Here is a 20,712-nt window from a genome sequence, read left to right as displayed (position 1 = left end):
GTGAAGAGAATTTGTGATGTTTTTATTACTCAGTGGGGAAGGACCAACTGATATAGGTACTCAGGATAATGAAATTGGTCCAATGACTAAGTTTGTTGATAGTTGGATTACTCGCCGTAGCAATTACTCATTGCTTGATTGTGTTTTATACAGTGTTGTTACGGAAAAAACACTTGTTGAAACGGCAAAAGCGATAAAGCCACTTTCGAGAAAAGGAAAAAAACAGGAAATTGAAACACGTTATTTCTATAAAAACGCGAGAGCCTTAGCCATATTATCCAAAAATAAAAGTAACGAACTGAATGTGCCAGTAATACCAGTTTTATTTAGAGATGCTGATGGTAAAGCAAACTCTGGTCGAGGAGAATGGGCAGATAAAAGACAATCGATGTTGGATGGTTTTGAAGCCGAAGCAGTTTTAAATGGTGTCCCCATGATTCCAAAGCCAAAATCTGAGGCTTGGGTTTTATGTGCTTTACGTGAAAATTATCAAAACTGTACAAAGCTTGAAAATGAGTCAGGCAATGACAAATCACCAAATGCCTTAAAAGACCAGTTAAATGAATATCTTGACGAAGAAGCGACAAGGGTTTTACTTAATGACAAAATCGATTGTGGTAAGCTAGATATCAGAAAAATTTTAGATATGCCTAGCCTTACTGCTTTTAAGGACAGATTAGACGAGGTTTTGGACGATTATTTCCCAAGAGAGCAGTAGTGAAGTGCTTATTGATTGAGGATTACTAAAATTCACCAACTGCATACCGCACCAAAGGTACGATCGCTTGGCAAAGCGTATCAAGTCCTTGGCGATGGATCGCGGAAATCATGATTGCATCAGGATATTTCGCCTCGATCTCCATCAAATCGGCGTCAGAAACGCGATCGGTTTTATTAAAGACCATCAGGGTTGGACCCACCGTAATCGGCATTTCCTTGAGAATGCGATCGACTGCTGCAACTTGAGATTCCCAAGCGGGATGGGAAGCATCGACCACATGCAAGAGGGCATCGGCTTCCGTAACCTCTTCGAGAGTGGCACGAAAGGCATCCATTAAAGAAGGTGGCAACTCGTGAATGAAGCCCACGGTATCTGTCATCAGCACCATACAGGACTTGCGCTCCTGCTCGCTATCTTGGGGATCTTCTACAGATAAATTGAGGCGGCGGGTGGTGGGATCGAGGGTAGCAAACAGCTTATTTGCCGCAAATACATCCGATTTGGTTAGGGCATTTAACAGGGTAGATTTCCCTGCATTGGTATAGCCCACGATCGCTACGGTTGGAACCTCGCGATCGACCCGTCGTTGCCGCACTCTTGCCCTTTGATCTTGGAGCTGATTTACCTGCTGTTGCAAATGGGTAATCCGCTTTTGAATCACGCGACGATCGCTTTCCAATTTTGTTTCCCCAGGACCGCGCGTGCCAATACCACCACCAAGCCGCGAGAATTCCTGACCGCGACCCGAAAGTCGGGGTAGTCGATATTCCAACTGCGCCAGCTCCACTTGCAGCTTCCCAGCCGCCGATTGGGCGCGTTGCGCGAAAATATCGAGAATGACTTCGGTGCGATCGCTCACCCTCACACCGATCTGTCGCTCTAAATTTCGCGATTGGGAGGGGGATAGCTCTCGGTCGAACACGATCAGATTGGCGCGTTGGGTTTGGGCAGCGATCGCCAGTTCTTGCACCTTACCTTCACCTAAAACGGTTTGGGGTTGCGGGCGATCTCGCTTTTGCCAAATCATATCTAACACTACGCCCCCAGCACTTTCTACTAACTGGCTCAGTTCCATCAAACTGTAGGGCATCGCCTTACCCGTTTGCAAAGACTCCTGGGGTGGTGGCAAGACACGGTTGGAATTCTGATTGGGTCTGTCTTCTACCAGTCCTGCCAAAATTACCCGATCTTGGCTGTCTTCAACAACCTGCGCGACAAATTCACGCTTAAATTCTTCTTCGAGCCCAATTACCAAATCGAGAAAGTCTTGCTTGGCGATCGCATCTAAACTCACCGGTGGCGACACTTGCCAAGCTTGGTCGGTGTCCGCATGGGTATTGGGGAGTAAGTGCGCGATGTAGGCGCGATCGACATGTCCCGAACCCGACTCATTTAAGGTCAGCACCACCAAGGTGTCTAGCCGCTGCATTGCCATGGCAGTTAAGTCAGCCAGAGTGGGAGGCTCGCGTTTGAGGCTGGTTGAAATACAGCGCAGGCCGCATAGACGTTCGTCGCCATAGCGCGGCAATTCTAAAGGGGGAATTTTAGCTTGGTTGGGCGTGCCTAAGCCGATGCGAATCACTTGCCCGCGTCGATTGGCAAAGGCACAGATCGGCTGTTTAATCTCCGTACTAATCGCTGCTAAGCGTTGTGCAAACTCTGGTGTTGTAAAGCTGCTTTGGGGCAAACGCGATCGATACAGCCGTTGTAATTGCTTGAGCTGATTAGATTTCAGACCTTGAAGGTTACCGTAGATAGTCTCGATATGAGTTACACGCGAAATTTATACTTTTATACTTATATAGTAGACTTCAATGGAAACTAACGGTGGATTGCCAAATTTCAGGGTGAGTACGAGACCTATAGCCCAAAATCTAGCAGAAACTTTTTCGACAACCTAGCTTTCTATGTCACATATAGCAATCCTAAATGAGTTGAAATTAATTTGTAGCGCAGGCATCTTGCCTGTAAGGGCTAGAAGCCCGTACTACGTTCACATACAACTAAGAATCGCTATAGGTACTTTTAGAAAAGCCATAAAACCTTACAGAAGTGAAAAAATATGAAACATTCCTTTGCCTCGTTAGCGCTCTTAACCGCAACGGTTTTTCTTTCGTTCCCGCTTCTACAGTCTGAGGCAGCCCCGACTAGCAAACAGAGCTTTGCCCAATGGTGCCAACAAAAAGATTCTCTCGCCGCAGAAACGAAAACAACGGTTGAAGTCTTGTTAAAACAGGCTGGAACCCAAGACTGTAAATTAGCTGATGAAACCCTAAATAGCCAAGCTCAGATCAACCTTTCTAGAACTCAAATTAGCGATCTTCAACCCCTGGCGAGTTTCAAGAATCTGGTTGGGCTCAACCTTTCTAGAAATCAAATTAGTGACATTCGTCCGCTGGCAGGTTTGACCAACTTGATCGCACTTGACCTTACAAAAAATCAAATCAGCGATGTCAAGCCACTTACAGGTTTATCGAACTTGTCCGAACTTGTCCTTGCCAGAAATCAAATTAAAGATGTCAAGCCACTGACAGTTTTGACCAACTTGTCCTTTCTCAATCTTTCTAGAAATCAAATCAAAGATTTAAAACCCCTAACGAGTTTGACGAAATTGACTTACCTCAGACTAGACGGCAATCAAATTAGTGATGTCAATGTCCTAGAAGGTTTGATCAGCTTAACTTGGCTCGATCTCTCCAAAAATCAAATCAGCGATGTCAAGCCACTAGCGAGTTTGACGAAATTGACTTACCTTGGAATCTCCAACAATCAAGTGAGCAATGTCAAGCATCTGGAACGTTTAACGACCTTGGTTGGACTAGACCTCGATAGTAATAAAATTAGTGAAAAGGTTTGTCCGATTAAGCCAGAGTCTACTTGCAGATTTTAGGTTTCTATAGCTATCCCAGATCGTTTGTTTTTGAAAAGATGCTTCGGATTCTCTCAACGCAGAGATTGAGAGAATCCCGAAATCCGCACTATGCTCGCAAAAGACCGCGAAATTTAGGGATTTAGTTGACGAAGATTGTGGCTAGCTGCTTTTACTGAAATGAGTTGGCTATAGATTCGATGTCAAAACCTCAAGCTAATTCCCTTGGCTCCGATCGAGATCGCCCATCATCCCTCCACAAACGATCGCTTTCGACATTTAGGCCTGGCTATGAAAAATAAATAACCACAATAAAGAATATAGGACGAATATTAAGAAATATTGCTTTATTCTGAGTGCTTAAACACTAAAATGTGTAGAAATATTGAGTATTCGGTTTCGATTTATTGCAGTTAGGGCTGAGATTAAGGTAGTGTAACGATCTTTGATAATAAAATAAGAATTATCAAATTAACTGTGATTCATCAATCACTTTTTACCGATAACAATTTAAAGGACTAAAACTTAAGGAGACTGCATGTTCACTTCTGTTAAGCCGTCGGCTAAACCAAACAATAGACATATCGAACCAGCCAATCTGCAAGGGCGCGTGTTGATGAAATTGGTCTATGTTGTGTTAGAGCCACAGTACCAGAGTGCTCTTTCATCCGCGATCGAATCCATTAACCAAAAGAACCCTAACCTTGCGATCGCTGTAAGCGGCTATTTGATCGAAGAACTTCGCAGTCCCGAAAACTATGAAGCCTTTAAGCAAGATCTTTCAGAAGCAAATGTTTTTATCGCTTCGCTGATTTTTATTGAAGATCTCGCCAACAAAGTCGTTGATGCTGTGCAGGTTTATCGCGATCGCTTAGATGTCTGTGTCGTATTCCCCTCTATGCCCCAGCTCATGCGCCTGAATAAAATGGGCAGCTTTAGCATGGCAAATCTGGGACAGTCCAAAAGTGCGATCGCGCAATTCATGCGTAAGCGCAAAGAAAAATCTGGAAGTTCTTTCCAAGACAGTATGCTCAAGGTCGTGCAGACCCTGCCTAAAATCCTGAAATACATGCCCATGGAAAAGGCTCAGGATGCAAGGAACTTCATGCTCAGCTTCCAATACTGGCTGGGAGGTTCGCAAGAGAACCTAGAAAATTTCCTTTTAATGCTGGCTGAGAAGTATTTGCCCCAAGCTGCTGGCAAGCTCACCTTCAAAGATCCGATCGCCTATCCCGATATGGGCGTCTGGCATCCTCTGGCTCCCAAAATGTTTGAGGATGTGCAGGAGTACCTTGCTTGGTTCAATAGCCGCCGCGATATTCCCGAAGATGTCAAGGATCCTCTGGCTCCCTGCGTAGGCTTAGTACTTGCCCGCACCCACCTCGTTACAGGAGATGATGCCCATTACGTTGCGATCGTGCAGGAATTGGAATCTCAAGGGGCAAGAGTGATTCCAGTATTTGCTGGGGGGCTTGATTTCTCTAAACCCGTGGAAGCATTTTTCCACCAACAGGGAAAAGCGAATGATTCTAAGCGTAGCGTTCTAGTTGACTCAGTCGTTTCGCTCACGGGCTTTGCGCTTGTGGGAGGTCCTGCACGTCAAGATCATCCCAAGGCAGTAGAAGCTTTAGAAAAGCTCAATTGCCCCTATATGGTGGCATTGCCTCTCGTATTCCAAACCACCGAAGAATGGGAACAGAGCGATCTGGGACTTCATCCCGTGCAGGTGGCGTTGCAGGTAGCCTTGCCCGAACTCGATGGTGGTGTTGACCCCATTGTGATGTCGGGTCGCGATGAAATGACTGGGCGGGCGATCGCACTCAGCGATCGGGTGGAAATGATTGCTGGACGCGCACTTAAGTGGGGAAATCTCCGCCGCAAACCTCGCCTTAGCAAAAAGATTGCGATCACCATTTTTAGTTTCCCTCCCGATAAAGGCAATATTGGTACGGCTGCCTACCTCGATGTATTTGCTTCCATTCATAAGGTAGTAGAAGCCCTATCCAAAAATGGCTATGATGTTCAGGGCTTGCCTGCCAATGGTTCTGCCTTAATGGAAGAGATTTTGCACAATCCCAACGCCATGGTGGGTAGTCCAGAATTGAACGTGGCAGCAAAACTCTCGGTCAAGGAATACGAAGAGAATACCAGCTACTACGATCGCATTGCCGCACAGTGGGGACCTGCTCCCGGGCATCTCAATTCCGACGGTCAGAATCTCTTGATCTACGGCAAGCACTACGGCAATGTGTTCGTCGGCGTGCAGCCAACCTTTGGCTACGAAGGCGACCCCATGCGACTCTTGTTTAGTAAGTCTGCCTCGCCCCATCATGGCTTTGCTGCTTACTACACTTATCTCAATAAGATCTGGGAAGCTGACGCCGTATTGCACTTTGGTACGCATGGCTCGTTAGAATTTATGCCAGGCAAGCAAATTGGTCTGTCAGGTGAGTGCTATCCCGATAATCTCATCGGTTCCCTGCCGAATATCTATTATTACGCTGTCAATAATCCTTCGGAAGCGACGATCGCCAAACGACGCGGCTATGCCACAACGATCAGCTACATCACGCCTGCACCTGAAACGGCGGGACTCAATCGCGGCTTAAAGGAACTCAACGAATTGATTGGCTCCTATAAAGATCTGCGACTAGGCAATCGTGGGGTTTCCATCGTCAACACGATTATGGATAAGGTGCGTCTGGTCAATCTAGACAAGGATGTCGATCTACCCGATCGCGATGCTAAGGATATGACCTTGGAAGAGCGAGATAATATTATCGGTCAGGTCTATAACAAACTGATGGAGATTGAGTCCCGTGTCTTGCCCTGTGGTTTGCACGTTGTGGGCGAACCTCCCAAGATTGATGATATTACCGATGTCCTTGCCAGCATTGCCAGCTTCGATCGCCCCGAAGATAATGTGAAGTCCCTCTTGCGGATTATTTGTGAAAGCATTAACCGAGATATCGAACAACTCTATAAATCTAGCGACAATGGCATTCTCGCAGATGTCGAGTTACTTGCAAGTATGCGAGTTGCGACCACCAAAGCGGTTGGAGCGCTAGTTAAAGCCAAAACGGATTTAGATGGCAGGATCTCGAAGCTCTCCATTCTCAACTTCTTGCATATGGGCAAAACCGAGCCTTGGCTGACCTCCCTACAAGAAAGCGGTTATGGCAATGTCGATGTCGAAGCAATTAAGCCTCTATTTGAGTTTTTGGAATTCTGTCTCAAGCAAATCATTGCCGATAACGAACTCGGTGGCTTGATTCGAGCCTTAGAAGGGGAATACATCACCCCTAGCCCTGGTGGCGATCCCATTCGCAATCCCAGCGTTCTACCTACGGGCAAGAATATGCATGCCCTCGATCCGCAATCGATTCCTACCAGTGCCGCTGTCCAAGCTGCCCATGTGGTTGTGGAGCGCCTGCTAGCTCGTCAAAAGGCTGATAACGATGGCAACTATCCTGAAACGATCGCTTGCGTACTCTGGGGAACCGATAACATCAAGACCTACGGCGAATCCTTAGCCCAAGTTCTCTGTATGGTGGGCGTACGACCTTTGCCCGATGCTTTAGGTCGCGTTAACCGTTTAGAGTTGATGACCCTAGAAGAACTCGGTCGTCCGCGCATTGATGTTGTAGTTAACTGTTCGGGTGTGTTCCGCGATCTATTTGTCAACCAAATGGATTTGCTCGATCGCGCCATTCGTATGGCAGCGGAAGCGGATGAGCCTTTAGAGATGAACTTCGTGCGCAAACACGCGATCGCCCAAGCCGAAGAGTTTGGCATTACGACTCGCCAAGCCGCGACACGAGTATTCAGTAATGCTTCGGGCTCCTATGCCGCGAATGTGAACCTCGCTGTGGAAAATAGCACTTGGGAAAAGGAAGAGGAACTTCAGGAAATGTACTTGGCACGCAAGTCCTTTGCCTTTGGTTCTGAGGTCAGCAATACCCAGCAACGCAAGTTGTACGAGTCTTCACTCAAGTCTGTGGATGTCACCTTCCAAAACCTCGATTCCTCTGAGATTAGTCTCACCGATGTCAGCCATTACTTCGATTCTGACCCCACGAAACTCGTCCAAAACCTGCGGAAGGATGGCAAAAAGCCTAATTCCTACATGGCGGATACGACGACAGCGAACGCCCAAGTACGGACGCTGAGCGAAACGGTGCGTCTCGACACCCGTACCAAGTTGCTCAATCCCAAATGGTACGAAGGGATGCTCAATCACGGTTATGAAGGGGTTAGAGAAATCTCCAAACGCCTTGTAAATACGATGGGCTGGTCTGCGACAGCGGGTGCTGTGGACAACTGGGTCTATGAGGATGTCAATGACGTTTACGTTAAAGATGCTGAGATGCGCGATCGCCTCAAAAATCTCAACCCCCATTCTTTCCGTAAGATGGTGGGCACGTTGCTAGAAGTCAACGGTCGCGGCTATTGGGAAACCAGCGATCGCAATCTGCAAATGCTACGAGATCTATATCAAGAACTAGAAGACCGCATCGAAGGCGTTGAATAGAAGTATTCGACCATCCCTTAACTTTCCTTAAAAAATTATAGGCGCTATACTGGTAAACAGGTAGCGTCTTTTTTAGATTTTTCCTGATTGGTTATATGCGATCGCTAACTTCTGGCACGTTTGCGTTCATTGGCTATTCGATAAGAGATAAAATTGTAAATGTAGTTTGATAAAGCGTTATGAGGATTTACACTCGTGATCGTCAAAGAGTTAGAACAACAGCTTCTTGCCCTCAAACCCAGTGAAAAAGTGCAGGTTATCCAGTTACTTGCTCAAAGTCTTGGGAGTATTTGGCAAGGAATTGAGAAAACGCCCAGAGTTTGTGGTGGAGAGGCTTGCATTGCGAACACAAGGATTCCAGTCTGGGTGCTGGTTGAAGCTCGTCGTCTTGGATATAGTGATGCTGACCTGTTAACGAGCTATCCAACCATTACAGCTACGGATTTAGCGAATGCTTGGGTATATGCTGAGGCTCATGCGGATGAGATTGATTTGGTAATTGAGCAGAATGAGGCTGCTTAGGGGATGGCACGTTTCTATGCGGATGAGCAGTTTCCTTTGCAGGTCGTAGAATTGTTGCGAGGTTTAGGGCATGGTGTTTTGACGGTTCAAGAGGCAGGAAATGCGAACCAGGGGATATCCGATGATGAGGTTTTAGCTTTTGCCATAGGTCAAGAGAGAGCAATATTAACTATCAATAGAGGGGATTTTATTCGTTTGCATCGCTTTAATGATAACCATTTCGGAATTGTTGCTTGTACTAATAATCGTAATTGGGAACAATTTGCAGCACGGATTGATGAAGCTGTGAAAGCAGAGGAATCGTTGCAAGGAAAATTAATTCGTGTGGTACGTCCATCTGTTTAAATTAACGATCGCTTACTTATTGTAGCTTTTCACCTTCATTTTGTTCGATCGCCTTGTCTACTCCAATTTTAGCAATTTGTGTAATTTTCATTTTCTCTTATAAATATCTCCTCTAAAGTCGATCTCATAAATTAATAGCTCTTCAACACTTGTACAAAAAATGACTCGCATTTTGCCTATGCGCATTCTCAGGTAGCCTTTCCATTCACCTTTGAGGTTTTTAATATCTAGTTCTTGAAAGGGAATTGAACCACTTTCCTCAATGGAAAGTACAAGCGTTTTAAGCTTTTCCCGTATCCGCTCTTGGTCTGTTGAAGACAGAGCATTTAAGAACTTGATTGCATTTTTGCTAAATTTAACCTTCATGATTTAATCCAGTCAGTCATGTCAGTAAATTCTTCGGGAGCATATTGTGATGGAGTGGAAAACTTCGCTTCAATTTCACGAATCTCTTTATCGCTGACAATTGGGATTAGCGCCAGAAAAAGAGATAAGCGTTCTTCTCTCAAGACTTCGCGAATACTTTGCTTGATAATGTCTCTAAGCATTTGGGCTTCCATAGTTGTGTCTCCTATCATAAGTTTATGCCTAAAATTTTCAATTGTTGATTCATCCAATTAATCGCTACTTCTTCATTTTTCTTGATCGCCTTTTCTACTCCAGTTTTAGCAATTTCTAACAGTTGTTTGGATTGTTCTTGTAATGCAAACGAGGATTTGACCTTTTTAACAATTTCTTTTTGTTTAGATATCGGCATAATAGGAATCAAAAGATCTGCTAAATCAGATTGTGAAATACTGTAATAAGCTACTCCGTGAACTCTACGCTCAACCTGTAGGAATCCAAACTGAGAATTTAAAAACAAACTTGTATATTCAGGTAAAATTAATAACTTTGAATTTGGAGTTAATCTGACAAGCATTATTTCACTGCTAATAATTCCATGCACTGTTTTCTCATCAACTACGGCAGAATTACCAAAACTACCTTTACGTGTAAATAGAATATCTCCAACCTGTAAATTATCAGTCGTAAGAAATTTGATTATTAAAGCGTTGTCTGCTGTAGAGTTTAACGCAATTATGATAAACAAATAACTATTAGCTTACTTAAACAAGTATTTGAGTTGTCGTCAAATGGAGGGTAAGTTTTTAGTAGTCAACGGTCGCGGCTATTGGGAAACCAGCGATTGCAATCTGCAAATGCTGCGAGATCTCTACCAAGAACTAGAAGACCGCATCGAAGACGTTGAATAGAAGTATTCGGTCATCCCTTAACTTTCCTTAAAAAAATATGGGCGCTATACTGGTAAACAGGTAGCGTCTTTTTTAGATTTTTCCTGATTGGTTATATGCGATCGCTAACTTCTGGCACGTTTGCGTTCATTAAGAGGAGGGTTAAGGAGGGGCAATACCTTTGGTTTCAACAAGTTGGCTTGCTTATTCCAAAATCCTTAACCCCAACTTACGTTCCCTCCACCAGTGCATCGTCATTCCTGAAAATTGACTATTTGCTGTAGTAGAAAGCAATTTCCTTGTCTTTAAGTGGGTTAAATCCAGCATCCGCCAACATCTGATTGAGTTCGTCTTTGGCAATATGTTTGACGCCAATGCGAACAATGCGCGATCGCATGGTATTAGTAACACCGCTACGTTGGCGACCAGCCTCGATCGCCATCACCTTGTTATATAGATCCAATTTTTTGGGGTCGATCGCAGAACCATCAAAATCGATACCCTGGGCGATCGCCACATCAATGGCATCAGCACCCGTAGTCGATGGTGATGGAGATTCGGCAGATGTTTCAGTAGACATAATTTGTAAAACTTAAGAATTTATTTTGCTACAGTCCAGCTTACTCAATCATGGGGATCGTGACCAGTAGGTTAAATGCTTGCCAGAATTTGCGATCGCTACAGGTATTAAGAAACGTCTAGTTTTGCTAAGATCGACCGTCACTTCAGGCTAAATTGAAATCAAGAAGTATTTAAATAGCTAATCCGTAATATGGTCGCCTTTAACACGACAAAATCACAAGAAATCTTTGCAGCCGCCAAAAACCTTATGCCCGGTGGCGTTAGTTCACCCGTAAGAGCATTTAAATCTGTAGGCGGGGAACCTGTGGTGTTCGATCGCGTGCAGGGGGCTTACGCATGGGACATCGATGGCAACAAATATATTGACTATGTAGGCTCATGGGGCCCTGCGATCGTCGGTCATACCCACCCCGAAGTTATCGACGCGCTCCATCAAGCGCTGGCTCATGGGACGAGTTTTGGTGCGCCCTGTGTCTTAGAAAATCAGCTTGCCGAAATGGTCATTGACGCAGTGCCTAGCGTTGAGATGGTACGTTTTGTCAACTCTGGTACTGAAGCCTGCATGTCGGTTTTGCGCTTGATGCGTGCATTTACTGGTAGAGACAAAATCATCAAGTTTGAAGGCTGCTATCACGGACATGCTGATATGTTCTTAGTGCAAGCAGGTTCGGGCGTGGCTACCCTTGGTTTGCCCGACTCCCCCGGTGTGCCTAAGTCCACGACTGCAAACACGCTGACTGCGCCTTACAACGATCTGGAAGCGGTCAAGGCACTATTTGCAGCAAATCCTAACGAAATCTCTGGTGTGATTATCGAACCTGTGGTCGGCAATGCTGGTTGCATTTTGCCTAAAGCAGGGTTTCTCCAAGGTTTGCAAGATCTCTGCCGTGCCAATGGCGCTTTGCTCGTATTTGATGAAGTCATGACGGGGTTCCGTCTTGCCTATGGTGGCGCTCAAGCCCGTTTTGGTGTCACGCCTGACCTCACTACCCTTGGTAAGGTAATTGGGGGTGGTCTTCCTGTTGGTGCCTATGGCGGTCGCAAGGACATCATGGCTATGGTTGCACCTGCGGGACCAATGTATCAAGCTGGTACGCTGTCGGGTAATCCCCTAGCGATGACGGCTGGGATCAAAACCCTAGAGATTCTCAAGCGACCAGGTTCTTACGAATATCTCGACCAAGTTACGAAGAAATTAGCGGATGGAATGCTGGCGATCGCCCATGAAACAGGTCATGCTGCCACAGGCAACGTTCTTGGAGCCATGTTTGGCATGTTCTTTACGAGTCAGCAGGTCTATAGCTATGAAGATGCCAAGACGAGCGACACCAAAAAATTTGCCAAGTTCCATCGCGGCATGTTAGAGCATGGCGTTTATCTCGCACCCTCGCAATTTGAAGCAGGCTTCACATCTTTAGCTCATACCGACGACGATATTGAGGCAACCTTAGCTGCAGCCCGTGCAGTTCTATCCCAGATCTAGGAATGAAGAGGATCTTTGTTGCTGCATACATAATGGGTCTCGCTGTAGATGTTGTGGAAATAGTAATAGGTTAATCCTCTAGTAGAATCGCCCATATATAAAAGAACCCGCTATTTATAGCGGGTTCTTTTGTGCTTTTGTGCGAGCAGAAATTATGAGTTTCAATCAGTTTTTCATCTCCTGAGTGCCTTCAGTGGGTTTTGTACCGATGCCAAGCTGTTTCTTGGAGCTTTTGAGTTCGTGCCATAGCTTTTTGATTTGGCTATAGGCCTCTTCAGGCATTAACTTCCCCCCTGTCGTCAGTGCGGTAACAATACTGACGCGATGGGCAAACTCTTGCAAGTTCGCATCAAAAACCAGATTTTGAGGCGTAAATTCTCCGTAAAAGCGAGAACGTGGACTGATAAAGTCAGATTTATTCATGATGGAATCCTCCTAATTTCCTATTGATAAGCCATGATTCTATTTCTTTGCGATCGCAGAGAGGAGCATAGGAAACTACTCACGGTTCGGAATAGAACACCTAATTTTAACCCTCGGTCAGAATGCTGCCTTTCTTTATTGTCATCAAATACAAACATATTTTAACCTTACCTTAATCTTACTTTCGCTTTCGCTTTGTGTCGATCGAGACAATTTGATGCTAAAGCCATATCTGAAACAACCTTTGAACGCTTAAGACGAAATTTAGCTAGTGTATGGTTCCTGTACAGTATTAGGCTGCCTGTGCGTTCTGCTCTGATAAGCCTTCTACCAAGGGGAAAGCAAGCACAATCCCTGTTTTTTGCTCGAGGTCGATCGACTCCCATTTGCAAATGAGTTTGCCTTCGATATCGATCCATCGAGCGATTAGTTTTTGCTGAGGAGTACTTTGTCGTTGCATATTTTTGGTTCCTTAAACTTGATAAGGATATTCTGCAATACTGACCCAGTTAACAATGCGATCGCTATCCTTGCGATCCTGTGTTCTTTATCATACTTACCTGCGATCGCGATCGCAACAAGATGATGACGCCAAACACCCAAGGAAATAGGTTTTCCAGATAAATTTAGAACATAGACGCAAAAAATTGAGCTAGAAAAGCGATGAACGTTTGCAAGATATTTTGGGGTAAGTCTGCTGAAGACAGTTTCAGAAAGGGGCACGCAAAGTACGAACTCGGGGACTATCAGGGAGCTATTGCCGACTTTACCGAAGCCATTTGTCTTGAGCCCAATCGTGTGGCTGGCTATAACAGTCGTGGTAACGCAAAGGTCAGATTAGGAGACTATCAGGGAGCCATTGCTGACTTCACCGAAGCGATTCGTCTTGAGCCCGATGATGCCAATGCTTACTTCAGTCGTGGGTACGCGGAGTACGAGCTTGGCAAGAAAGAAGTTGCGATCGCGGATTACAACGAAGCCGCCAAACTCTTTCAGCAACAGGGTCGAATGGATAATTATCCCAAGGTAGCAGATTTAGTAGAAAGCCTATACCAATTTCGCTCATCTAGGTAGGCAGGTGGGTAGCCCTAAAAAGGAAAGGATGTTCAGAACCCTCTTTCAGTATGGAGTTTATGAATTTCTCTTGCATGAGAATATCTAAGATTCAGTATTAGGAAGATGCTACAAAGCCCATGACTTCATACATATTTGATCTATGCAGCCGAAAATACGCAAAAAAAAGCCTACATACTCAGGGGCTTCAATATTCTTTCAATCGCAGAAATCTTTGTCTAGCATGCCTTACATCGATCCTTTCCTTTTTAGGACTGCCCCAGTTTTAAGTGAAGAAGCACGCGAACTTCTGACTCAAGAACGTTTGGAAGCCGAACACCAACAAGAAAATGTTCTGATGCGTGCCATTGAGTCGGAACATTGAGAATATAAAGGATTAAAACGAAGTTAGTAATTGCAAAGTTTGTTGTGGGCAAAGGGTTTTCCGATAATCGCCGAACCGACAGGAACGATCGGGTAAAAATCTGTTGGGATTCCTTCGTCAACTTCAATCTACAAGATCGGCGATCGCACTCAAGGCAATTCCTGACTATGAAGAAGCTTTAGTCTCAAAGTATAAAAGATCGACAAACACTGCACCAGCGAGTAACAGTAACTTTTCGTCAGCCGTTAATTTCGCATCGGTGAAGCGTACTCTAAAGTTATCAGCATCCGTGAATAGTTCTTTAGTCAGACCTGTCCATTTCTTTTCAATTACGGATACATCGCGCTCTCCTTTTTTGATGGGGAATGTCCAAATTTTCCAAAGTGGCGAAGTCATGGTCATCACTACTCTGCCCCTAGTATCGAGAAAATCAAATTTCTTACTAAACCATGCAAATCTTTGCTGCAAACTCCCTACAGGGCGATCGCCTGCACCAAAAATATCCAGACGTTGAAAAAACCAGCGAAATGGATGATTGGCACGAAAAACCTGCTGATTATCCAGATCGGTTCCCACGATGTTAAATACTCGCCAATGTCCTAAAAACTGTCGCCCGATCGCATCCATAAAACCTAGTTTTGGTTCAGCGCAGTAACCAAATAGCCGACCATCATCGGTTTGAATTTGATAACGGTTGCGAGTTTCAAAGCCAAATATTTCAGCTAGTTCAAATTTTTGTTTGACATAAATTGCATTGGCTTGGACAAGGGTTTGCAGAAACGCACTCATAATTTTTTTAGCAAAAACTACACCTCAGCATACATTACAGTGTAGAGGATGGCAGCTTTGATAGCAGCGATTGTGGCTAGTAAAGACAGACGAACACGATCTCGTGACTGACTCATAGAAGTTGAGAACATTATGCAACCATACCAAATCTTAAAAAAATATAAGCGATCGAAGTTTTAGCTACACTACAAGAGGAGTTAGTGCAGCAAAGCAGTAAGCTTTTGTGGCGCAGTTAGAGGGTTGCTAGGTTTATGCCATTTTCATCGGTTATTCGCTCTTTGATGCGATCGCCTTTTACAGACGAGCTAGAGAACAAGTTACAAGCATCGCAATGTCTGAGGCTATCGGGGCTATCCCGCTTAGGCAAAGGGATTATTAGTTCTTGTCTGAGCCAAAAGCAAGAACGTCCCTTGGTCGTGATTACCGCTACTCTCGAAGAAGCAGGGCGATGGGCGGTGCAGCTAGAGGCGATGGGTTGGCAGACCGTGCATTTTTACCCCACTTCAGATGCATTACCCTACGAGCCTTTTGTGCCTGAGTCTGAGATTACTTGGGCGCAGATGCAGGTGCTGTCAGATTTGGTTCGCAGTCAAGACGAGGATCGAACCGACGCAACAAATAACGGCCAAAGATTGGCGATCGTGGCTACCGATCGCGCCTTGCAGCCGCATTTACCCAAGCTAGAAGACTTTCAATCCTTTTGCCTACAGATGTCCGTGGGCATGGAACTCAGCCTCAATCAATTGGCGGCAGATTTGGCGCGCTTGGGGTACGAGCGTACCGCCCTAGTAGAAGCAGAGGGGCAATGGGGAAGGCGTGGCGATATTGTCGATATTTTCCCCGTTTCCAGCGAACTACCGATCCGCTTGGACTGGTTTGGCGATCGCATCGAGAAAATCCGAGAATTTGACCCCGCCACCCAACGCACCCTAGATAGTATTCCCTCCATCTCCCTCACCCCGATTAGTTTTGAGCCAATTTTCGGGATCGCTCAGAATTCCAGACAAGAGTCCAAGCAGGATTCCAAGCAAGATTCCAAAGAAGAAACCCCAAGAATATTTGCGGTGAATCCTGAGGCAAGGGCTTCACTGATTGATTATCTCAGCGATCGCAGCCTTGTCGTGATCGACGAACCCGAGCAATGTCAAGCCCATAGCGATCGCTGGGTAGAGGCGGCTGAGCAGGCATTTCTCTACCACCAATCTACGGTCGGCGAGCCGCAAGTGGATAATTCTGCGATTCGCAAATTACACCGTTCGTTTGAGGAGTGTTTGGCAGAAATTGAAGTATTCGCTCGCTTATACCTATCGGAATTGGGCGAAGAAGGCAAAGGCATCAATCTCTTAAGCCGTTCCATTCCAGCCGTACCGCATCAGTTTGGAAATCTAGCTAAAACCATACGGGAATATCGCGACCAAGGGTTTAAAATCACGTTAATCTCGGCGCAGCCTTCTAGAGCCGTGTCTTTGCTGCAAGAACATGACTGTCCTGCTCAGTTTGTGCCCAATGTTAGGGATTATGGGGCAATTGAGAAGTTGCAATCTGGACGCACACCCGTAGCCTTGAAATATTCAGGCGTCGCTGAGATTCAAGGGTTCGTGCTACCAATTTTTCGGATTGCGGTGATCAGCGATCGCGAATTTTTTGGACAGCATTCCCTTGGAACGCCTAGCTACGTGCGCAAGCGGCGCAGAGCGGTTTCTAAACAGGTCGATCTAAATAAACTCTCCCCCGGTGACTATGTGGTGCATAAGCATCATGGCATCGGACAGTTTCTCAAGCTAGAGCGTCTCACGATCAGTAGCGAGACTCGCGAGTACCTCGTGGTCAAATACGAAGATGGCTTGCTAAGGGTGGCAGTCGATCAAATGGCATGTTTGTCTAGATTCCGCAGCCAAGCGGAGGGCAAGCCACAACTCAATCGCATGTCTAGCAAGGCTTGGGCAAACACGACGAATAAAGCCCGTAAAGCGATTAAAAAAATTGCGATCGATCTTTTGGAACTCTACGCCAAGCGATCGCAACAAGTTGGCTACACCTTCCCCTCGGATATGCCTTGGCAGCAGGAAATGGAAGAGTCTTTTCCCTATCAGCCCACACCCGATCAGCTCAAGGCAACCCAAGATGTCAAGCAAGATATGGAAAGCAGTCGCCCTATGGATCGTTTGGTCTGCGGCGATGTCGGTTTCGGTAAAACCGAAGTGGGTATTCGTGCGATATTTAAAGCGGTTACAGCCGACAAGCAGGCTGCACTCTTAGCTCCAACTACGATCTTGGCACAGCAACACTATCACACCCTACAGGAACGCTTCGCGCCCTATCCCATCCAAATCGCGCTACTGAATCGATTCCGTTCTGCGACCGAACGCAAGGAGATTATCCAACGACTCAAAACGGGGGAGTTAGATATTGTTGTGGGAACCCATCAATTGCTGTCCAAAGAAATCAGTTTTAAGGATTTGGGCTTATTGGTCGTCGATGAAGAACAGCGGTTTGGTGTCGCCCAAAAAGAGAAAATCAAAGCCCTAAAAACTGAAGTTGATGTCTTGACTCTGACTGCAACACCGATTCCGCGCACCCTCTATATGGCACTGTCTGGCGTGCGCGAGATGAGCTTAATTACAACGCCACCCCCCTCGCGGCGATCGATCAAGACACATTTATCGCGCTACAATGCCGAAGCAATCAGAGCGGCAATCAGGCAGGAACTCGATCGCAGCGGTCAGATTTTTTACGTCTTACCTCGGATTGAGGGCATCGAAGAAACGGCAGCAAAAATCCGCGCCATGATCCCATCGATCAGAATTGAAATCGCGCACGGACAGATGCCCGAAGCAGAACTGGAGTCCACCATGCTCACCTTCAACAGTGGTGAAGCCGACATCCTGCTCTGTACCACGATTATCGAGTCAGGATTGGATATTCCCCGCGTTAACACGATCATTATCGAAGATGCCCAGAAATTCGGGTTGGGGCAACTGTACCAACTGCGCGGTCGGGTCGGTCGAGCGGGTCTACAGGCTCATGCTTGGCTGTTTTATCAAGAAAAAGGCGAACTTACAGAACCAGCCCGCAAGCGTTTGCGCGCGATTCAAGAATTCACCCAACTCGGTTCTGGCTATCATCTCGCCATGCGCGATATGGAGATTCGGGGTGTGGGCAATCTGCTGGGTGCAGAGCAGTCTGGACAAATGGACGTAATTGGATTTGACCTCTATATGGAAATGCTGCAAGAGGCACTAAATGAAATTCGCGGTTCTGAAATCCCTGAGGTGGATGATACGCAAATCGATCTGCCAATCACAGCCTTTATTCCCTCGGAATATATTCCCGATACCGATCAAAAGATGAGTGCCTACCGTGCTGTGGCTTCCGTCAGTTCGCGCAAGGAATTGGGACAAATTTTAGAAGAATGGCGCGATCGCTACGGTACGGTTCCCCTACCCGCCCGACAACTGGTGAAGGTGATGGAATTAAAGCAGGTTGCTAAAAAAATCGGCTTCTCTCGCATTAAGCCCGAAGGCAAGCAACACGTTATTTTAGAAACTAAAATGGAAGAACCCGCTTGGAAAATCTTGCAGCAGCAGCTACCCAGTCATTTACAATCTCGGTTTGCCTATCAAGTCGGCAAGGTCACGGCTAGAGGCTTAGGGACAATGGCTCCTGACAAACAACTCGAAAACTTGATCGAGTGGCTTGAGCTAATGCAAGCAACCCTACCAACAAACCTGCCAACAAACCTGCCAACAAGCGGGATGGGCTAGGGTATTAGATAACACACTAAAACTGGTGTAAATATGTCAAGATAAGTGCTTAAAATCTTAATATATCTTTTATTTTTGAGACTTTGTTTTCGATCGCTTGGCGTAAGCTAATGTCCCTCACGTTAGAACTGCAATGTTAGACATCCCTCCTCAGGGGCAAAAACGAACGAGAAGCCAATTTGAACGACAACTACGCCGTTTAGAACAGGATGCGCTGCGCATGGGAGCCTTGGTAGAAAACTCCTGTTTGTTGGCACATACGGCTTTGTTTGAGCGCAATCTAGAGACAGCCATACAGATTAGCGCCCAAGACAAACAAATTGATGGATTTTATCGCCAAATAGAATTGGACTGCATCAGCCTCATGACACTGCAATCCCCTGTATCCCGCGATCTGCGGTTGCTAAGTGCTTTGATGCATTTGGTTCGAGATTTAGAGCGCATTGGCGACTATGCTGAAAATTTAGGTGAAATTGCGATTAAGCTATTTTCCTACCCTACCCCTCCTTTTATGGAAGAGCTTCAGACCATGTCCAATCGCTGTCGTGCTATGTTAGCAATGAGTTTGATTGCCTTAGCAAATTTTGATTCTGATATGGGACTCCAAATTAAAGCCAAGGACGATGCGGTTGATGATGACTATGCTATGTTGTTTGACCTATTGGCAAAACAAACCCCGATCGCTGGCTCGATCGAACCCACGATGCTGATGGTTTTGGCAATTCACCATTTAGAACGCATGGCAGACCATGCCACCAACGTCGGACAGCGTGTGAGCTATATCGTGACGGGTAAACGACATTAGGGAATATCAGTATTCATCGCTTCATACCTTTCGGCATAATGTCGATAGTTGTCACTGTATAGGGTTGACCATCCATACACCTACGCAGTTCTCTACTTGCAGCCAGACCACTATGCCAATTGATCTTCGCGACGGGTTTGCCAGCCATCTCTACCTTGAAAACCTGAACATCTTTCATACCAGACAAAGCTGCATCCATAGTCGGAACCGCAAAAGCGATCGCCCCAAATGGCATATTAGGAGGCGAGTAATTGAATGCTTGTGTCGTTATGGAAGGTTCATCATCTTGAGTGAGGGTAACTTTTACCATTTCCATCTTGTCAGGCTTTGGAATATCTGCTGACATAAATGTGAGGAGCGCACCCTTATAGTCGCCACCAGGACCCGACAAAGTGAGCATTACTCCGTTTCTTGAGAAGAAAGCACTACAAAATTCGCCAGATTTTTGACCTTGAGGAGTTGGAAATAGCCTCCAATGCCCCGTTAGATACAGAATATACTCAGGATTGTTGAGCAGTTCTGCTTGCTTTTTCACAATCGATGTTGCCGTGACAAGACTTGCCTCTAGTTTCTGTGCTTCTCGGTCAACATAGCCCTCACCTGGAAGTCTACTAGGTCTAGACCTAATCTCCTGAATCTTCTGGGCATCGACCCTCCAACTTTGCCACACGTTATAGGCTTGCCCGAAAAGAACATCCATCGCTTGAGCGTTAACCGATTTAGCCCCAGATAGCGCGATCGCTACCGTTGCACCACACAATAAAAAACTGCTCAAGTTAATTCTCTGCATTTAAAACCTAACAAACTCCAAATATATGTTTAATTATTTGCGTTTTTAACCTATATATCTGGACTTTGTCATAAGAATTATGTTCCTGAATAATTTCTAGACAAATCAGAAGAAGGAATTTATCAGCTATGCATAACTTTTATACTATAGCAATCCTATTTAATTTGTGTGTAGGGGCAATTCATGAATTGCCCCTACGATTTTATGCAGAAGAAAGAATCTCTCATGGATCATTTAGGATCGCTATATATGCAGATTCTGTCAAGTCAACCATTTCTAAAGCTTTTCCCAAGATTTTATCAAACTTTCAATCCACTAGCATCACACGTCGAGCGAAGCTCTACTACATTTTGCAGTCCTGTCATAACCCCCCATTAATTTTTAACGTGAGTTCGATGGATTTTAATCTCATCAA

19 protein-coding genes are annotated in these 20,712 nt (G+C 45.6%); 10 read left to right on the top strand and 9 right to left on the bottom strand.

Going from position 1 to position 20,712, the window contains the following annotated elements; translation table 11 throughout:
• Positions 1-16 precede the first annotated feature (16 nt).
• The gene (locus tag ACP2WE_RS11480; protein ID WP_425215687.1) at positions 17-718 is read left to right on the top strand and encodes a hypothetical protein; all 702 of its coding nucleotides are present in this window, start codon (positions 17-19) and stop codon (positions 716-718) included.
• 25 nt (positions 719-743) lie between these two features.
• Here the strand turns inward: ACP2WE_RS11480 and hflX are convergent, their stop codons facing one another.
• Positions 744-2,486, bottom strand: coding sequence for a GTPase HflX (gene hflX / locus ACP2WE_RS11475; protein ID WP_425215721.1), 1,743 nt, complete (start codon positions 2,484-2,486; stop codon positions 744-746).
• 297 nt (positions 2,487-2,783) lie between these two features.
• Between hflX and ACP2WE_RS11470 the strand changes: the two genes are divergently transcribed.
• The 4 genes from ACP2WE_RS11470 to ACP2WE_RS11455 all read left to right on the top strand — a co-directional run bounded on the left by ACP2WE_RS11470 (position 2,784) and on the right by ACP2WE_RS11455 (position 8,988).
• Positions 2,784-3,611: a leucine-rich repeat domain-containing protein gene (locus tag ACP2WE_RS11470; RefSeq protein WP_425215686.1), complete on the top strand. Its 828-nt coding sequence runs from the start codon at positions 2,784-2,786 to the stop codon at positions 3,609-3,611.
• 517 nt (positions 3,612-4,128) lie between these two features.
• Entirely contained in the window at positions 4,129-8,121 is a 3,993-nt protein-coding gene (locus ACP2WE_RS11465; RefSeq protein ID WP_425215685.1) for a magnesium chelatase subunit H, read from the top strand.
• A 195-nt stretch (positions 8,122-8,316) separates the two neighbouring features.
• Positions 8,317-8,643 (top strand): DUF433 domain-containing protein, encoded by a 327-nt coding sequence (locus ACP2WE_RS11460; RefSeq protein WP_425215684.1) that lies wholly within the window; start codon positions 8,317-8,319, stop codon positions 8,641-8,643.
• Between the two features lie 3 nt (positions 8,644-8,646).
• Complete coding sequence (locus ACP2WE_RS11455; RefSeq protein WP_425215683.1) at positions 8,647-8,988, top strand: DUF5615 family PIN-like protein; 342 nt, start codon at positions 8,647-8,649, stop codon at positions 8,986-8,988.
• Between the two features lie 87 nt (positions 8,989-9,075).
• Here the strand turns inward: ACP2WE_RS11455 and ACP2WE_RS11450 are convergent, their stop codons facing one another.
• The 4 genes from ACP2WE_RS11450 to ACP2WE_RS11435 form a co-directional block, all read right to left on the bottom strand.
• On the bottom strand, positions 9,076-9,354 hold the full coding sequence (locus tag ACP2WE_RS11450) for a type II toxin-antitoxin system RelE family toxin (protein ID WP_425215682.1): 279 nt from the start codon (positions 9,352-9,354) through the stop codon (positions 9,076-9,078).
• Positions 9,351-9,566 (bottom strand): hypothetical protein, encoded by a 216-nt coding sequence (locus ACP2WE_RS11445; protein WP_425215681.1) that lies wholly within the window; start codon positions 9,564-9,566, stop codon positions 9,351-9,353. The genes ACP2WE_RS11450 and ACP2WE_RS11445 overlap by 4 nt, the downstream gene beginning before the upstream one ends.
• Positions 9,563-10,081: a restriction endonuclease subunit S gene (locus ACP2WE_RS11440; protein ID WP_425215680.1), complete on the bottom strand. Its 519-nt coding sequence runs from the start codon at positions 10,079-10,081 to the stop codon at positions 9,563-9,565. Before ACP2WE_RS11440 ends, ACP2WE_RS11445 begins: the two co-directional genes overlap by 4 nt.
• 413 nt (positions 10,082-10,494) lie before the next feature.
• Positions 10,495-10,803: a small RNA NsiR4-regulated ssr1528 family protein gene (locus ACP2WE_RS11435; protein ID WP_425215679.1), complete on the bottom strand. Its 309-nt coding sequence runs from the start codon at positions 10,801-10,803 to the stop codon at positions 10,495-10,497.
• A 192-nt stretch (positions 10,804-10,995) separates the two neighbouring features.
• On the opposite strand from ACP2WE_RS11435, the gene hemL reads away from it, so the two are divergent.
• Positions 10,996-12,288, top strand: coding sequence for a glutamate-1-semialdehyde 2,1-aminomutase (gene hemL / locus ACP2WE_RS11430; protein WP_425215678.1), 1,293 nt, complete (start codon positions 10,996-10,998; stop codon positions 12,286-12,288).
• Between the two features lie 165 nt (positions 12,289-12,453).
• On the opposite strand, the gene ACP2WE_RS11425 is transcribed toward hemL, so the two are convergent.
• Positions 12,454-12,711 carry a DUF7219 family protein gene (locus ACP2WE_RS11425; RefSeq protein WP_425215677.1) on the bottom strand — a complete coding sequence of 86 codons (258 nt, stop codon included), beginning with the start codon at positions 12,709-12,711 and terminating at the stop codon, positions 12,454-12,456.
• A gap of 292 nt (positions 12,712-13,003) precedes the next feature.
• Positions 13,004-13,171 (bottom strand): hypothetical protein, encoded by a 168-nt coding sequence (locus tag ACP2WE_RS11420; protein WP_425215676.1) that lies wholly within the window; start codon positions 13,169-13,171, stop codon positions 13,004-13,006.
• A gap of 203 nt (positions 13,172-13,374) precedes the next feature.
• Here ACP2WE_RS11420 and ACP2WE_RS11415 point away from each other — a divergent pair, with 203 nt between their 5' ends.
• Positions 13,375-13,785: a tetratricopeptide repeat protein gene (locus tag ACP2WE_RS11415; RefSeq protein WP_425215675.1), complete on the top strand. Its 411-nt coding sequence runs from the start codon at positions 13,375-13,377 to the stop codon at positions 13,783-13,785.
• A 214-nt stretch (positions 13,786-13,999) separates the two neighbouring features.
• On the top strand, positions 14,000-14,149 hold the full coding sequence (locus ACP2WE_RS11410) for a hypothetical protein (protein ID WP_425215674.1): 150 nt from the start codon (positions 14,000-14,002) through the stop codon (positions 14,147-14,149).
• Between the two features lie 165 nt (positions 14,150-14,314).
• Here the strand turns inward: ACP2WE_RS11410 and ACP2WE_RS11405 are convergent, their stop codons facing one another.
• On the bottom strand, positions 14,315-14,938 hold the full coding sequence (locus ACP2WE_RS11405; protein WP_425215673.1) for a phospholipid scramblase-related protein: 624 nt from the start codon (positions 14,936-14,938) through the stop codon (positions 14,315-14,317).
• Between the two features lie 251 nt (positions 14,939-15,189).
• Here ACP2WE_RS11405 and mfd point away from each other — a divergent pair, with 251 nt between their 5' ends.
• Together mfd and phoU are read left to right on the top strand one after the other, a co-directional pair.
• On the top strand, positions 15,190-18,702 hold the full coding sequence (gene mfd / locus ACP2WE_RS11400; RefSeq protein WP_425215672.1) for a transcription-repair coupling factor: 3,513 nt from the start codon (positions 15,190-15,192) through the stop codon (positions 18,700-18,702).
• A 133-nt stretch (positions 18,703-18,835) separates the two neighbouring features.
• Entirely contained in the window at positions 18,836-19,507 is a 672-nt protein-coding gene (phoU, locus tag ACP2WE_RS11395) for a phosphate signaling complex protein PhoU (protein WP_425215671.1), read from the top strand.
• A gap of 13 nt (positions 19,508-19,520) precedes the next feature.
• Here the strand turns inward: phoU and ACP2WE_RS11390 are convergent, their stop codons facing one another.
• A complete protein-coding gene (locus ACP2WE_RS11390; protein WP_425215670.1) occupies positions 19,521-20,297 on the bottom strand; it encodes a hypothetical protein in 777 nt (258 codons plus the stop codon).
• Positions 20,298-20,712 lie beyond the last annotated feature (415 nt).

The sequence above is a fragment of the Tumidithrix helvetica PCC 7403 genome (assembly GCF_965232925.1).
GTDB lineage: Bacteria > Cyanobacteriota > Cyanobacteriia > Pseudanabaenales > Pseudanabaenaceae > Tumidithrix > Tumidithrix helvetica.
Note: the sequence above shows the minus strand (reverse complement) of the source record. Positions and strands in the feature narration are given on the sequence as shown.

What these genes read in the sequence shown, in the direction of transcription:
- ACP2WE_RS11480 (WP_425215687.1), top strand. Translation starts at nt 17, where the DNA reads ATGTTTTTATTACTCAGTGGGGAAGGACCAACTGATATAGGTACTCAG.
- ACP2WE_RS11470 (WP_425215686.1), top strand. Translation starts at nt 2,784, where the DNA reads ATGAAACATTCCTTTGCCTCGTTAGCGCTCTTAACCGCAACGGTTTTT.
- ACP2WE_RS11465 (WP_425215685.1), top strand. Translation starts at nt 4,129, where the DNA reads ATGTTCACTTCTGTTAAGCCGTCGGCTAAACCAAACAATAGACATATC.
- ACP2WE_RS11455 (WP_425215683.1), top strand. Translation starts at nt 8,647, where the DNA reads ATGGCACGTTTCTATGCGGATGAGCAGTTTCCTTTGCAGGTCGTAGAA.
- ACP2WE_RS11450 (WP_425215682.1), bottom strand. Translation starts at nt 9,354, where the DNA reads ATGAAGGTTAAATTTAGCAAAAATGCAATCAAGTTCTTAAATGCTCTG.
- ACP2WE_RS11445 (WP_425215681.1), bottom strand. Translation starts at nt 9,566, where the DNA reads ATGATAGGAGACACAACTATGGAAGCCCAAATGCTTAGAGACATTATC.
- ACP2WE_RS11435 (WP_425215679.1), bottom strand. Translation starts at nt 10,803, where the DNA reads ATGTCTACTGAAACATCTGCCGAATCTCCATCACCATCGACTACGGGT.
- hemL (WP_425215678.1), top strand. Translation starts at nt 10,996, where the DNA reads ATGGTCGCCTTTAACACGACAAAATCACAAGAAATCTTTGCAGCCGCC.
- ACP2WE_RS11425 (WP_425215677.1), bottom strand. Translation starts at nt 12,711, where the DNA reads ATGAATAAATCTGACTTTATCAGTCCACGTTCTCGCTTTTACGGAGAA.
- ACP2WE_RS11420 (WP_425215676.1), bottom strand. Translation starts at nt 13,171, where the DNA reads ATGCAACGACAAAGTACTCCTCAGCAAAAACTAATCGCTCGATGGATC.
- ACP2WE_RS11415 (WP_425215675.1), top strand. Translation starts at nt 13,375, where the DNA reads ATGAACGTTTGCAAGATATTTTGGGGTAAGTCTGCTGAAGACAGTTTC.
- ACP2WE_RS11405 (WP_425215673.1), bottom strand. Translation starts at nt 14,938, where the DNA reads ATGAGTGCGTTTCTGCAAACCCTTGTCCAAGCCAATGCAATTTATGTC.
- mfd (WP_425215672.1), top strand. Translation starts at nt 15,190, where the DNA reads ATGCCATTTTCATCGGTTATTCGCTCTTTGATGCGATCGCCTTTTACA.
- phoU (WP_425215671.1), top strand. Translation starts at nt 18,836, where the DNA reads ATGTTAGACATCCCTCCTCAGGGGCAAAAACGAACGAGAAGCCAATTT.
- ACP2WE_RS11390 (WP_425215670.1), bottom strand. Translation starts at nt 20,297, where the DNA reads ATGCAGAGAATTAACTTGAGCAGTTTTTTATTGTGTGGTGCAACGGTA.